This is a genomic window from Burkholderia sp. BCC0405 (assembly GCF_902833075.1).
Taxonomy (GTDB): domain Bacteria; phylum Pseudomonadota; class Gammaproteobacteria; order Burkholderiales; family Burkholderiaceae; genus Burkholderia.
Window position 1 is genome coordinate 301,341 of sequence record NZ_CADFEO010000007.1, and the last position, 13,638, is coordinate 314,978.

A 13,638-nucleotide genomic window follows, 5' to 3' on the forward strand; every position below is an offset into this window, starting at 1 on the left:
GGGATACCGGCGCAGTCTAGGCAGAATTTTGATAACTCGCTAATGACGTTTTGGTCGATTACGATATCCAATTCGATATCGATATAAACCCGTACGATGCCCGAAGCCAGCCCGTGGGGAAACCGTGGCCGCCTGAAGACGCGCCAGCTTCTGCTGGTCGTCGCGCTTGCCGACGAAGGCAGTATTCACCGCGCGGCGGCCGCGCTGAACATGACGCAGCCGGCCGCGTCGAAGCTGCTGCGCGAACTCGAGGAATCGATCGGCGCGGTGCTGTTCGAACGCCTGCCGCGCGGGATGCGGCCGACGCTGTACGGCGACGCGCTGATCCGCCACGCACGCGCGGCGCTCGGCAGCCTCGACCAGGCGCACGAGGAACTGGCCGCGCTGAAGGCCGGCCATCTCGGCCATGTGGCGGTGGGGGCGATCACGTCGCCGGGCCTGCGGCTCGTGCCGCCGGCCGTCGCCGCGGTGAAGGACACGCACGCGAACGTGCGCGTGTCCGTCGCGATCGACACGAGCAATGCGCTGCTCGAACACCTCGCACAGGACAAGCTCGACATCGTGCTCGGCCGGCTGTCAGCCGAACACGACAAGCTGCACCTGCGCTACGAGCCGCTGACCGGCGAGCCGGTCGCGGCCGTCGTGCGGCCCGGCCATCCGCTGCTCGCGCAGGCGCCGCTGTCGCTCGCCGACGTGCAACGTGCCGCGTGGATCATGCCGCCGGCCGGCAGCGTGCTGCGCCACCGCTTCGAGCTGGTGTTCCAGCGCGCGAGCCTCGCGCCGCCCGCGAACGTCGTCGAGACGGCCGCGCTGCTGTTCATCACGCAGCTGATCGAGCAGAGCGACATGATCGCGGTGCTCGCGGAGGACGTCGCGCTGTACTACGCGCGACATGGCATCGTGTCGGTGCTGCCGCTGCAGATGGATTGCCGGATGGACGATTTCGGGATCATCACCCGCACCGACCGGCTGCATTCACCGGCCGTCGCGGTGATGGCCGACGCGATCCGCGCGGCCGCGCGGGAGGTGTACGGGATCGCGTTGTAACGTCACGCGGCCGCGCACTCGACGCGCGGTTCGCACCGGATCGGAAAGTTCACGGAGTTCGCGATATAGCACTTCGCATGCGCATCGTGATGCAGCCGCTCGGCCAGCGCGCGATCGTCGCCCGCGCGGATCGTCACGCGCGGGTGCAGCACGATTTCGGTGAAGCGCCCTTGCTCCGGGGTGTCGAGCATCGTCCCTTCGGCGTCGTCGACATACGCGAGCACGCGGATGCCGGCTTCCGAGCAAAGATGCAGATACCACAGCTTGTGGCACGCCGAGGCCGACGCGAGTAGCAGGTCCTCCGGATTCCAGCGCGCCGCGTCGCCGCGAAACGCCGCGTCCGACGAGCCCGGAAGGTCCGGCTTCGAACCGGCGCGGATCACATGATCGCGGCCATATTCGCGATACCCCGACGTGCCGGTTCCGCGGTTGCCGGTCCACTCGACTGCCACGCGGTACTTGTGTTCGCCATGCGCCATCTCGCTCTCCTCTGCGATCGGATATGAGGCCGCCATTGTGTCACCGGAATGCCCGGCGCGAACGCAATGCCCGCGTCGCCCGCGCGATGACGGTCGCGCCTCCCGATTCGGCCCGGCGCATCGTGCTGCGGCTCGTCGAACGCAACTGACGCCGGCCGGCGGCCGAACGCGCGCTCGCGCATTGCCGGCCGCCCTCACGCGGCAAGCCACCGGACCGGCCGCTCCCCGGCCGGACACTGTCACTCCCCGCCCCAAGCAACAAGGCCAGCTTACGATTGCAAATAACTCTCATTTGCATTAGATTTCGGCCCGCAAATGTACTGTTTGGAACACGGATGCCGGCGCAAGACGGCCCGCGGCCCGAACGCGGACCACTCTCTGAAGGACGGGGTATGAGCAGGAAGAACTGGGCGGCCGCACCGATGGCCATCGTCGTCGGCGCGGCCGGCCTGGGCGCCGCCGACGCTCAGGAACTGTCGCTGCCCGCGATCGAAGTCTCCGGGCAGCGCACGACGGCGCCGTTTCGCGCGCCGGAATCGACGAGCGCGACGCGCACCGAGACGGACGTGATGGAGATTCCGTTCGCGGTCAGCAGCGTCGACAAGAAACTGATCCAGACCGTGGCCGCCACGCGCGGCGAAGACCTGTACGACTGGGTCGCCGGCGTCGCGCGGCAAAACAACTTCGGCGGGCTGTGGGACAACTACGCGGTGCGCGGCTTCGCCGGCGACGGCAACACATCCGGCACCGACTACCTCGTCAACGGCTTCTCGTGGAATCGCGGGATGAGCGTCCCGCGCGATACCGCCAACCTCGAACGCATGGAAGTGCTCAAGGGGCCCGCGTCCGCGCTGTACGGCCGCGGCGACCCCGGCGGCCTCATCAGCTACACGACGAAGCAGCCGCAATTCGCGCGCTCGAACACCGTCGGCGTGTCGGCCGGCAGTTACGGCGCGCTGCGCGAGACGCTCGATTCGACCGGCCCCGTCACGCAGTCGCTCGCGTACCGCTTCGTCGCGATGAACGAGAACAACGGCAGCTTCCGCGATACCGTGTCGAGCAAGCGCTACCTGTTCGCGCCGTCGTTCACGTGGGACATCGGCGCGGACACGACGCTGCACTATGAATTCGAGACCGCCCGCCAGCGCGCGCCGCTCGATCGCGGCGTGGTCGCGGTCAACGGGCAGCTCGGTGCGGTGCCGGCGTCGAGGTTCCTGGGCGAGCCGCGCGACGGCGACTTCGACGTGCGCAACTCGGGCCACCAGCTCACGCTCGAACACCGCTTCAATGCCGACTGGTCGGTCAACGCCGGCTTCGCGCAGCGCGACACCGACCTGTCCGGCCGCTCGTCCGAGGCGTTCGCGCTGCAGCCGGACGGGCGCACGCTATGGCGCCGCTACCGGCAGGTCGCGTTTCATTCGAACGACGTGCAAGGGCGCGTCGAGGTGGCCGGCAAGGCCCGCACCGCCGGCATCGGCCACACGTTCGTGATGGGCGTCGACGCCTATCGCTTCAACTACGACCAGTTCGTCGCGCGCTCGACGCCGACGGCCGCGGCGCCGTATGCGATCGACATCTTCGATCCGGTTTACGGCCAGCCGGCGCCCGTGCCGCGCACCGCGACGAACCTGCTCGAGCGCGACGACGGCCAGGGCCTGTACGCGCAGGACACGCTCGCGTTCGGGCCGCACTGGAAAGTGCTCGCCGGGCTGCGCTGGGACCGCTTTCACCAGTCGGTCGAGAATCGACTGACGGGTGTGACGACGACCCAGCTGCAAACGGCGCTGAGCCCGCGGCTCGGCATCGTGTACGAAGCCAGTCCCGCGCTGTCGCTCTACGCAAACACCGCGTATTCGTTCCGGCCGAACAACGGCGCCGACGCGAACGGCCGCGCGTTCGATCCGGAGAAGGGGCGCGGCTACGAGGCCGGCGTGAAATGGGCCGGCACGCGCTGGCTCGCGACTGTCGCCGCGTTCTACGTGAACAAACGCAACGTGCTGACCGCCGATCCGGCGAATACCGGGTTCTCGCGTGCGGCCGGCGAAGTACGCAGCCGCGGCGTCGAATTCGAATGGAACGGCGAACTGGGCCACGGGTTGCGCGGCATCGTCAATCTCGCCTACGTCGATGCACAGGTCACGCACGACAGCGTGCTGACGCCCGGCGCACGCCTCGTCGACATTCCGCGGCTGAGCGGGAGCGCGCTGCTGATGTACGAAACCGCGCTGCCGCTCGTCGACAAGGCCGGCGCGGGCGCGGGCGTGATCTACGTCGGACGCCGCGCGGGCAACACCGCGAACACGCAGGACGGCTTCGACCTGCCCGCTTACGCGACCGTGCAGCTCAACGGCTACGTGCAGGTCAACAAGCATCTGCGCGCGTCGGTCGTGCTGAACAACCTGTTCAATCGCACGTACTACGTCAGCTCGTACAACAGCCTGTGGGTCACGCCGGGCGCGCCGCGCAGCCTGTTCGCCTCCGTCGCGTACTCGTTCTAGAACGGCCGGCCGACGTGCATCGCGCGCCGGACGCAAACCGTGCGTGCGGTGCGCGAACAGCAATGACGCCGCAGACATCGCGGGCCTCTCCACCCATTGCCCGCAACGTGAAAACGCCGCGCACGTCGCCCCCGCTACACGGCGGCGCGTCGCCCGGACACCGCCGCCGTCGTACCGCGCACCACCAACCGCGGCAACGACGCGATCCGCACGCGCGACACATCGTCGATCCGGCCGCCCGCCTCGCGCAGCGCGTTGAGCAGTTCGACCGCGAGCCCGGCGGCCTCGGCGGTCGGGATCGCCACCGTCGTCAACGTGGGACGCGTGTCGCTCGCCAGATGAATATCGGTAATACCGACGATCGACAGGTCGTCGGGCACGCGCCGGCCGCGATCCGCCGCCGCGTGCAGGGCGCCGATCGCGGGCAGGTCGTTGGTCGCGACCAGCGCGGTCAGCCCGGAATGTGCGTCGAGCAACCGCCCCGCCGCGCGCACGCCGCCTTCGATCGAATCGGGCTCCGCCGCGACAATCGTCGCATCGAGCCCCGCTTCGCGCATCACGTCGACGAAGCCGTCGTAGCGCGCCGCCTGCACGCCGCTCGCCGATCCGCCGACGATCACGCCGATCGTCCGGTGCCCGAGTTCGAGCAGATGCCGCGTCGCGATCCGCCCGGCTTCGCGGAAATCCACCGCCACGCACGGCAACCCTTCGGGCGGCGCATCGGGCCGCTCCCACAGACACAGCACGACCGGCACGCCGCGCGCCGCCACATCGAGCAGATCCGGCAGATGCAGGTTCGCATTGGTCACGAGAATGCCTTCGGAGATCGTGCCGGCGATCTGGTCGAGATACGCTCGGCCCTGCAATGGATCTTCGTTCGTATTGCAGACGATCAGGAACTGCCCGTTGCGGCGCACCGCGCGCTCGACCGCCAGCGCGAATTCCGGATAGAACGGGTTCGCGATGCTCGACACCATCAGCGCGACCGTCGGCGCGCGCCCTTCGGCGAGTGCCCGCGCCGCGAGATGCGGCCGATACCCGAGCGCCTCCACGGCTTCCAGCACCCGCGCACGCGTCGCGTCGCCCACCCGGCCGCGGTCGCGCAGCACGTTCGATACGGTTGCGGCCGTCACGCCGGCGCGGCGCGCCACTTCATCCAGGGTTGCCATCGCTTGCCCACTATATGAGATGTCTATCCAGTATTTGCTTCGCTCACCGAAGCGGCGCACTATCGCCGCACACCCTGCCGCCCGACCGACGGGCGCGACTCGGCCGCGATCGCATCGCCTCTTTTTTTGATCGCGATGATTAAGCGCTTAATCACTGATGAAAGCGCATTAGAACATGGAGCGGAGACAATGGCGAGCATCTCGATGCGGCGCGTGCAGAAAGCCTATGGCGATCACGCGCCGGTCATTCGCGACGTCGATCTGGAGATCGGCGCGCACGAGTTCTGCGTGTTCCTCGGGCCGTCCGGATGCGGCAAGTCGACGTTGCTGCGCATGATCGCCGGGCTCGAGGACCTGAGCGCGGGCGAGCTGTCGATCGACGGCCGCCGCGTCGACGACGTGCCGGCCGCCGAGCGCGGTGTCGCGATGGTGTTCCAGAGCTACGCGCTGTTTCCGCACATGACGGTCTACGAGAACATGGCGTTCGGGCTGAAGCTCGCGCGCGTGCCGAAGGCCGAGATCGACCGGAAAGTGCGCGATGCCGCGCGCATCCTGCAGCTCGACACGCTGCTCGATCGCAAGCCGAAGGCGCTGTCGGGCGGCCAGCGCCAGCGCGTCGCGATCGGCCGCGCGATCGTGCGCGAGCCCGGCGTGTTCCTGTTCGACGAACCGCTGTCCAATCTCGACGCGGCGCTGCGCGGCCAGACCCGCATCGAGATCGCGAAGCTGCACCGGCAGTTCGAACGCGCGAGCGTCGTCTACGTGACGCACGACCAGACCGAAGCGATGACGCTCGCCGACAAGATCGTGCTGCTGCACGCCGGCGCCGATACCGCGCAGCACGGCAGCATCGCGCAGGTCGGTGCGCCGCTCGACCTCTACCACCACCCGGCCAGCCGCTTCGTCGCGGGCTTCATCGGTTCGCCGCGCATGAACTTCCTGCCGGCCGTCGTGACCGCCTGCGATGCGCATCGCACGGCCGTCACGCTCACGCCGTCCGGCGAAACCTTCGTGCTGCCGCGCAACGGCGCGGCGCTCGGTGCGGGCGCCGCCGTGATGCTCGGCATTCGCCCCGAACACCTGACGCTCGGCGCCGCGCACGACGCGACGGCACTCGCCCGCGACGTCGCGCTCGTCGAACGCCTGGGCGAACAGACCTACGTGCACCTCGACCAGCCCGGCGGCCACTCGCTCATCGCGAAGGTGCCCGGCGACGCACAGGTGCGCAGCGGCGAACGCGTGCACGTGCATGCGCCGGCCGCGGCCTGCCATCTCTTCACCGAAGACGGCCGCGCGGTGCCCGCGTGCGCCGATGTCCACGTTCACCACTACGCATAAGGATCGGGCATGCGCCTCGGAGTCTGTTACTACCCGGAACACTGGCCGGAAACGATGTGGGCCGACGATGCCCGCCGGATGAAGGCGCTCGGCATCGAGCAGGTGCGGATCGCCGAATTCGCGTGGAGCCGTATCGAGCCGTCGCCGGGCGAATACGACTGGGGCTGGCTCGATCGTGCGGTCGACGTGCTCGGCGCAGCGGGCCTCGAGATCGTGATGTGCACGCCGACGGCCACGCCGCCGAAATGGCTGGTCGATCGCCATCCCGACATCCTCGCGATCGGCGCGGATGGCCGGCCGCGCGCGTTCGGCTCGCGCCGCCACTACGACTTCTCGTCGCCGACCTATCTCGAAGCGTCGCGCCAGATCTGCACGGCAGTCGCCGAGCGCTACGGCCGCCACCCGGCCGTGCGCTACTGGCAGACCGACAACGAGCTGGGTTGCCACCAGACCGTCGTCAGCTACTCGCCGGCCGCGCTCGTGCGCTTCCGTGCGTGGCTGAAGGCGCGCTACGGCACGATCGACGCGCTCAACCGCGCGTGGGGCACCGTGTTCTGGAGCATGGAGTATCGCCACTTCGACGAGGTCGACGCGCCCGTCGGCACCGTGACCGAGGCCCACCCGTCGCATCGCCTCGACTACCGGCGCTTCGCGTCGGACGAAGTCGCGCGCTATCACCGGATGCAGGTCGACGTGATTCGCGCACATTCGCCGGGCCGCCCGGTTGCGCACAATTTCATGCAGCTGTTCACCGAGTTCGACCATTACGAGGTGGCGCGCGACCTCGACATCGCGACCTGGGACAGCTATCCGCTCGGCGCGCTCGAGGAACAATGGTTCGCGCCTGACGTGAAGGCGCGCTGGCTGCGCACCGGCCACCCCGACTTCGCGTCGTTCAATCACGACCTCTATCGCGGCATGTCGAAGCTGCCGTTCTGGGTGATGGAGCAGCAGCCGGGCCCCGTGAACTGGGCGCAGTGGAACCCCGCGCCGCTGCCGGGCATGGTGCGCCTGTGGAGCTGGGAAGCGTTCGCGCACGGCGCCGGCTGCGTATCGTACTTCCGCTGGCGGCAGGCGCCGTTCGCGCAGGAGCAGATGCATGCGGGCCTGCACACCCCCGATAACCAGCTCGACGAAGGCGGCCGCGAGGCGCAACGCGTCGCGCGCGAGATCGCGGCCCTGCACGACGCCGGCGCGGACGCGGACGGCGCGGTGCGCGCCCCCGTCGCGCTGGTCTTCGACTACGACGCGAAGTGGCTGTTCGAAGTGCAGCCGCAGGGCGCCGATTTCCATTACCCGCGTTTCGCGTTCGAGTACTACTCGGCGCTGCGCTCGCTCGGCCTCGACGTCGACATCGTGTCCGCGCACGCGCCGCTCGACGGCTACCGGCTCGTGGTCGTGCCGCCGCTGCCGGTCGTGCCGGACGATTTCGCCGCGCGGCTCGCGGCCTCGGGCGCGCATGCGGTGTTCGGGCCGCGCACCGGCTCGAAGACCGTCGACCTGCGGATCCCGCCGACGCTGCCGCCCGGCCCGCTCGCGTCGATCCTGCCGGTGCGCGTATGGCGCGTCGAATCGCTGCGGCCGAACGTGACCGAACGGATCGACGGCACGCTGCGCGACGGCGCGCCGCTCGCGGGCGACGCACGCCACTGGCGCGACTTCGTCGAGCTTCACGACAGCACGCGCAGCCTCGTCCGCGCACGCTTCGCCGACGGTCACCCGGCCTGCGTGTCGCACGGCGCGCTGCACTACTGGGCCGCGCTGTTCGACGATGCGACCACCGTCCGGCTGTTCGCGGATGTCGCGGCCGAAGCCGGCCTCGCGCCGACGCCGCTCGGCGACGGCGTGCGCGTGAGCCGGCGCGGCGGCCTGACCTACGTTTTCAACTATGGCGACACGCCGCACACGATCGACGCGGTGCCGCCGTCCGCGTTCGTGCTCGGCACGGCGCAAGTCGGGCCGCAAGACGTGGCCGCGTATCGAAGCCGTTCGTAGCAACCGCCCCCGGCGCCACGATGCGCCGGTGACGTACAACGACACCCAGAACTGGAGACACGTATGACACATCGCCCCCTTCGCGTCGCCGCCCGGCTCGCCACGGCCGCCGCTGTCGCACTGGCATCGCTCGGCATGACGGCGCCCGCCGATGCCGGCACGCTGACGATCAACATCGCGTTCAAGGGCGCGAGCCAGCGCGCGGTCTGGCAGTCGACGCTCGACGCGTTCCGCAAGGCGCATCCCGACATCGACGTGAAGGCCACCTTCGTCGACGAGGAAGCGTACAAGGTGCAGCTCCCCGCATGGCTCACCACCATCGCGCCGGACGTCGTGAACTGGCACGCGGGCGAGCGGATGGCGTACTACGCGAAGCGCGGGCTGTTCGAGGACCTGAGCGGCGACTGGGCGAAGAACGGCTGGGGCGCGATGTACGCGTCGACGCGCGACGCATCGTCGTACAACGGCAAGCAGTACGCGGCGCCGACCGTCTACTACTCGTGGGGGCTGTTCTACCGCAAGGACCTGTTCCACAAGGTCGGCATCGCCGACGAGCCGAAGACCTGGGACCAGTTTCTCGACGCGTGCAGGAAGCTGAAGGCGACCGGCATCACGCCGATCGCGGTCGGCGGCCGCGACGCATGGACCCTCGCCGGCTGGTTCGACTATCTCGACCTGCGCCTGAACGGCAACGCGTTCCACCAGCAGCTGATGGCCGGCGACGTGCCGTACACCGACCCGCGCGTGAAGAAGGTCTACACGACGTGGAAATCGCTGATCGACGCGGGCTACTTCATCGACAACGCACTGTCCTACGATCTCGACGGCGCGCAGCCGTTCCTGTTCCAGGGCAAGGCCGCGATGATGCTGATGGGCACGTTCATCGCGGCGGGCTTCCCGCCGAACGTGAAGCAGGAAATGGGCTACTACCGCTTCCCGATCATCGACCCGAAGGTGCCGACCGCCGAGGACGGCCCGGTCGAATCGCTGCATATCCCGACGAAGGCGAAGAACAAGGCCGACGCGCACACGTTCCTCGCGTTCGTCGAAACGCCCGAGATGGGTGCGAAACTCGCGGAAGGGCTCGGCTCGCTGTCGGCCAACAGCAAGTCGCCCGAGCCGGCCGATCCGATCTCGCGCATCGGCTTCCGGATCCTTGCCGACACGAAGGGCGGCGTCGCGCAGTTCTACGACCGCGACATGACGAAGGAAATGGCCGACGAGGGGATGAAGGGGATGCAGCAGTTCCTGGCCAATCCCGCGCAGCTCGATACGGTGCTCGCGCAGCTCGAACAGACCCGCAAGCGCATCTACAAGAAGTGACCGCGTGACCCAACCGGCGGCCCCGCGCCGCCGCGCCCGTTCAGGAGGCTTGCCGTGTCCAGTCCGATCACGTCCACCCCGCCCGCCGGCACCGCGCCGCCGCCGCGCGGGCCATCCGCCACGGTGCTGACCGCGCGCCGCCCGTCGCCCGCCGTACGGCGGCAACGGCGCGCCGCGTGGCTCTTTCTCGCGCCGGCTTGCGCGATGGTTGCCGTCTATGTGATCTGGCCGATCCTGTCGACGCTGTGGCTGAGCCTGTACAACTGGGACGGGATGACCGAGCGCACCTTCGTCGGTCTCGCGAACTACGTCGAACTGCTGCAGGCGCCGACGTTCTACACCGCGCTGCGCAACAACGTGATCTGGCTCGCGCTGTTCATGCTCGCGCCGCCGCTCGGCCTCGCGCTCGCGTTGTACCTGAACCAGGCAGTCAGCGGCATCCGGCTCGTGAAGTCGCTGTTCTTCGCGCCGTTCGTGCTGTCCGGCGTGGTCGTCGGGCTGATCTTCTCGTGGTTCTACGATCCGACCTTCGGGCTGCTCGCGCTGATCGCCGGGCACGGCATCCCGGTGCTCGGCGACGCGCGCTATGCGACGTTCGGCATCGTGTTCGCCGCGCTGTGGCCGCAGACCGCGTACTGCATGATCCTGTACCTCACCGGCCTCACGTCGCTCAACCCGGAACAGATCGAAGCCGCACGGATGGAAGGCGCGCGCGGATTCGCGCTGCTGTGGCACGTGGTGCTGCCGCAGTTGCGGCCGACCACCTTCATGGCGATCGTCGTCACGGTGATCGGCGCGCTGCGCAGCTTCGACCTGATCTCGGTGATGACGAGCGGCGGCCCGTTCGAGAGCTCGACCGTGCTCGCGTATTACATGTACGACCAGGCGATCAAGTACTACCGGCTCGGCTATTCCGCGTCGATTGCGGTCGTGCTGTTCGCGATCATGCTCGTCTACATCGTGTTCCAGTTGCGCCGCCTGCTGCGCAACGAGCAATAACCTGACCGGTGGCCATCATGTTTCCGACGCCCGTTGCTCAATGGAAGCCTGTCTCGCGCAGGCTGTACAAGTTGTCGCTGCCCGTTGCACTGCTGATCTGGCTGCTGCCGATGATCGCGGTGTTCGTCACGTCGGTGCGCTCGACCGAGGAACTGGTCGAAGGCCACTACTGGGGCTGGCCACGGCACTTCTCGATGATCGAGAACTATCGCGACGCGCTGACGACGTCGCCGATGCTGCATTACTTCTGGAACAGCGTGCAGATCACGGTGCCTTCCGTCGTCGGGTCGATCGCGCTGGCGGCGATGGCGGGTTTTGCGCTGGCGACCTACAGGTTTCGCGGAAGTACCGCGCTGTTCGGCACGTTCGTCGCCGGCAACTTCGTGCCGGTGCAGGTGTTGATGATTCCGGTGCGGGATTTGTCGCTCAGGCTGGGGGTGTTCAATACGGTCGAGGCGCTGATCCTGTTTCATGTCGCGTTCCAGACGGGGTTCTGCACGCTGTTTCTGCGCAACTTCATCAAGCAGCTGCCGTTCGAGTTGATCGAGGCCGCGCGGATCGAAGGGGCGGGGGAGTGGACGGTGTTCTGGAAGATCGTGCTGCCGTTGATCCGGCCTGCGTTGGCTGCGCTGGCGATTCTCGTTTTTACGTTCGTGTGGAATGACTACTTCTGGGCGCTGTGTCTCACGCAAGGCGATGAAGCCGCGCCGATCACCGCGGGCGTGGCCGCGTTGAAGGGGCAGTGGACGACGTCGTGGAATCTTGTTTCGGCCGGGTCGATTCTGGCCGCGTTGCCGTCGGTCGCGATGTTCTTCGCGATGCAGAAACATTTTGTGGCGGGGCTGACGTTTGGTGCGACCAAAGGTTGAGCGCACACGGCCCCGCGTATTCGTATCTCCCCCCTCCGCATCGTGAGGTTGCCCGCTTCGGCGGGCTTTTTTTCGACTACGCAAGGCCAGGCGAACCGTGCCCAATAGCCAAAATTTATCCACGACACTCAGCAAACAGCGTAAACTCCAACCTATCAAAATGATAGGTGTGCGATTGGGGCAACCATCCAAACGACAGCTTGAGAAGCACATCCGGGTATGTGCGGCCATTTCAGCGAACATCGTGTTCGTCGGCCATGCACGCGACCGGATGCGGCAGCGGAAAATCAACGATCCGATGGTGCTGGAAACGCTGCGCAAGGGCGTCATCGTGAGCGAGCCTGAACCGGACATGCGGGCATCGGGCCTGCGCTGTGTGATGGAGCGGTATGTGTCGGGCGTCAATGTCGGCGTGGCCGTACTCGTGGATCATCCTGCTCCTCACCTCACGGTGATCACCGTGATGGAAGTCACCAAACGCTGAATTGACGCACCAAGGGGCTGATATGTATCACTACACCGACGGTGGCCTGAAGAATGTATGGCTGACGAACGGATATACGCTGCACAAGACACCCTATGGCGACGGTGTGTCCATCAACGATCTGGACGGACTCTGCACCGCAATCTGTCTCGCGCTCGCGAAAAAAGCCGCTCCGCTCACGGGGGTCGAGTTTCGGTATGTGCGCAGCGCCGGCCTGATGCAATCGCAGAGCGGACTGGCCAAGCTGCTCGGCAACAACGAGCAGGCGGTCGCCCGCTGGGAGAAGTCGGGCAAAGTGCCACGCTGGGCCGACAAACTGGTTCGCCTGCTGTACCTCGCACACGCGGACGGCAATGTTCCTATCGCGTCGGCAATCGAGCGCATCAACGCGATCGAGCGTGCAGAAAAACAGCGAATCGTGCTGAAAGAAGCCAAGTCCGGCTGGGCATCCAGGCTCGAAGCGCAGGACGATGCCGACTGCACGGCCACCTGACAAAAACCGACGCGCCTAAGTCCACCCTTCGAGCCGCAACGTCGAACGCACGAGCCGCTGCTCCTCCTGCTCGATCTCGCGCAGATACTCGACGCACTGGCGGATATGTTCGCTCGCGGCCTTGCGCGCCTGCTCGGGCAGCCGCCCAGTGACCGCGTTGTAGAGCCGCGCATGCTGGCGGTCGATCTGCTTCTTCAGCGGTTCGCGGTGATAGAGATTGTTCACCGACGCGAACACCGAACTGAGCAGCAGGTCGGTCAGCGACTGCAACGTATTCACGAGCACCGGGTTATGCGACGCCTCGCAGATCGCAAGATGAAACGCATGATCGAGCTTCGCCCGCGCAGCGGGATCGAGATCCTGCGCATCGGCCGCGATCATCTCCTCATAGCGGCGCCTGATCAGGATGAAATCCGCCGGCGTACCACGCAGCGCCGCGAGCCGTGCGGCCTCCGTCTCGAGCATCCCGCGCACCTCGAACAGGTCGTACAGCGTGCGCGGCTGCGAGCCGAGCAGATGCATCATCGGCGTGATCTCGCGCTGCGGGGTCAGGCTCGCCACGAACGAGCCCTTGCCGTGCAGGGTGTCGATGATCCCGCGCGCACGCAGCAGCTTCATCCCTTCACGCACGGCCGTGCGCGACACGCCGAGCTTCTCGGTCAGCCGCCGTTCGGACGGCAATGCCTGCCCGGCCTTCAGCACGCCGTCGACGATCAGCTTCTCGATGCGCTCGGCGACGACGTCGGCCACGTTCCGCGCCGGGCCCGCCTGTTCCTGAATTTCCATACTGGTATGACCACTTCGGAAGGATATCGGCGATTTTCCCACAAACCCTTTTAGCCATTCAGTTTTACGGCGATCCACACGGCTGCTTTCAGGCCACCCGATAAAAACTGGTATGACCACATCCGCCGCATCTGGACACGCGCGCGCCGCCCGCCAAG

12 protein-coding genes are annotated in these 13,638 nt (G+C 67.2%); 9 read left to right on the plus strand and 3 right to left on the minus strand.

What is annotated here, in order from left to right; genetic code table 11:
- Window positions 1–96: 96 nt before the first annotated feature.
- A complete protein-coding gene (locus HWX36_RS14400) occupies window positions 97–1,047 on the plus strand; it encodes a LysR substrate-binding domain-containing protein (protein WP_175952748.1) in 951 nt (316 codons plus the stop codon).
- A gap of 2 nt (window positions 1,048–1,049) precedes the next feature.
- Here HWX36_RS14400 and HWX36_RS14405 read toward each other — a convergent pair whose 3' ends face one another.
- Entirely contained in the window at window positions 1,050–1,526 is a 477-nt protein-coding gene (locus tag HWX36_RS14405; RefSeq protein WP_175952749.1) for an OsmC family protein, read from the minus strand.
- A 392-nt stretch (window positions 1,527–1,918) separates the two neighbouring features.
- Here HWX36_RS14405 and HWX36_RS14410 point away from each other — a divergent pair, with 392 nt between their 5' ends.
- The gene (locus HWX36_RS14410; protein WP_175952750.1) at window positions 1,919–4,024 is read left to right on the plus strand and encodes a TonB-dependent receptor; all 2,106 of its coding nucleotides are present in this window, start codon (window positions 1,919–1,921) and stop codon (window positions 4,022–4,024) included.
- 134 nt (window positions 4,025–4,158) lie between these two features.
- Here the strand turns inward: HWX36_RS14410 and HWX36_RS14415 are convergent, their stop codons facing one another.
- Complete coding sequence (locus tag HWX36_RS14415; protein ID WP_175952751.1) at window positions 4,159–5,193, minus strand: LacI family DNA-binding transcriptional regulator; 1,035 nt, start codon at window positions 5,191–5,193, stop codon at window positions 4,159–4,161.
- A gap of 189 nt (window positions 5,194–5,382) precedes the next feature.
- On the opposite strand from HWX36_RS14415, the gene ugpC reads away from it, so the two are divergent.
- The 7 genes from ugpC to HWX36_RS14450 all read left to right on the plus strand — a co-directional run bounded on the left by ugpC (window position 5,383) and on the right by HWX36_RS14450 (window position 12,694).
- Entirely contained in the window at window positions 5,383–6,531 is a 1,149-nt protein-coding gene (gene ugpC / locus HWX36_RS14420) for a sn-glycerol-3-phosphate ABC transporter ATP-binding protein UgpC (RefSeq protein WP_175952752.1), read from the plus strand.
- Window positions 6,532–6,540: 9 nt separating this feature from the next.
- Window positions 6,541–8,526 carry a beta-galactosidase gene (locus HWX36_RS14425; RefSeq protein WP_175952753.1) on the plus strand — a complete coding sequence of 662 codons (1,986 nt, stop codon included), beginning with the start codon at window positions 6,541–6,543 and terminating at the stop codon, window positions 8,524–8,526.
- A gap of 63 nt (window positions 8,527–8,589) precedes the next feature.
- Window positions 8,590–9,849 (plus strand): extracellular solute-binding protein, encoded by a 1,260-nt coding sequence (locus tag HWX36_RS14430; RefSeq protein ID WP_175952754.1) that lies wholly within the window; start codon window positions 8,590–8,592, stop codon window positions 9,847–9,849.
- Between the two features lie 54 nt (window positions 9,850–9,903).
- On the plus strand, window positions 9,904–10,848 hold the full coding sequence (locus tag HWX36_RS14435; RefSeq protein WP_175952755.1) for a sugar ABC transporter permease: 945 nt from the start codon (window positions 9,904–9,906) through the stop codon (window positions 10,846–10,848).
- 17 nt (window positions 10,849–10,865) lie between these two features.
- Entirely contained in the window at window positions 10,866–11,717 is an 852-nt protein-coding gene (locus HWX36_RS14440; protein WP_069261021.1) for a carbohydrate ABC transporter permease, read from the plus strand.
- A 97-nt stretch (window positions 11,718–11,814) separates the two neighbouring features.
- Entirely contained in the window at window positions 11,815–12,201 is a 387-nt protein-coding gene (locus tag HWX36_RS14445) for a DUF4258 domain-containing protein (RefSeq protein ID WP_175952756.1), read from the plus strand.
- A 22-nt stretch (window positions 12,202–12,223) separates the two neighbouring features.
- Complete coding sequence (locus tag HWX36_RS14450; RefSeq protein ID WP_175952757.1) at window positions 12,224–12,694, plus strand: hypothetical protein; 471 nt, start codon at window positions 12,224–12,226, stop codon at window positions 12,692–12,694.
- 15 nt (window positions 12,695–12,709) lie between these two features.
- On the opposite strand, the gene glcC is transcribed toward HWX36_RS14450, so the two are convergent.
- On the minus strand, window positions 12,710–13,480 hold the full coding sequence (gene glcC / locus HWX36_RS14455; RefSeq protein WP_175952758.1) for a transcriptional regulator GlcC: 771 nt from the start codon (window positions 13,478–13,480) through the stop codon (window positions 12,710–12,712).
- Between the last annotated feature and the right edge of the window lie 158 nt (window positions 13,481–13,638).

Bases quoted from the DNA above. Each gene is read 5' to 3' on its own strand.
- HWX36_RS14405 (WP_175952749.1), bottom strand. From the start codon at position 1,526: ATGGCGCATGGCGAACACAAGTACCGCGTGGCAGTCGAGTGGACCGGC.
- HWX36_RS14400 (WP_175952748.1), top strand. From the start codon at position 97: ATGCCCGAAGCCAGCCCGTGGGGAAACCGTGGCCGCCTGAAGACGCGC.
- HWX36_RS14440 (WP_069261021.1), top strand. From the start codon at position 10,866: ATGTTTCCGACGCCCGTTGCTCAATGGAAGCCTGTCTCGCGCAGGCTG.
- HWX36_RS14410 (WP_175952750.1), top strand. From the start codon at position 1,919: ATGAGCAGGAAGAACTGGGCGGCCGCACCGATGGCCATCGTCGTCGGC.
- ugpC (WP_175952752.1), top strand. From the start codon at position 5,383: ATGGCGAGCATCTCGATGCGGCGCGTGCAGAAAGCCTATGGCGATCAC.
- HWX36_RS14430 (WP_175952754.1), top strand. From the start codon at position 8,590: ATGACACATCGCCCCCTTCGCGTCGCCGCCCGGCTCGCCACGGCCGCC.
- HWX36_RS14425 (WP_175952753.1), top strand. From the start codon at position 6,541: ATGCGCCTCGGAGTCTGTTACTACCCGGAACACTGGCCGGAAACGATG.
- glcC (WP_175952758.1), bottom strand. From the start codon at position 13,480: ATGGAAATTCAGGAACAGGCGGGCCCGGCGCGGAACGTGGCCGACGTC.
- HWX36_RS14450 (WP_175952757.1), top strand. From the start codon at position 12,224: ATGTATCACTACACCGACGGTGGCCTGAAGAATGTATGGCTGACGAAC.
- HWX36_RS14415 (WP_175952751.1), bottom strand. From the start codon at position 5,193: ATGGCAACCCTGGATGAAGTGGCGCGCCGCGCCGGCGTGACGGCCGCA.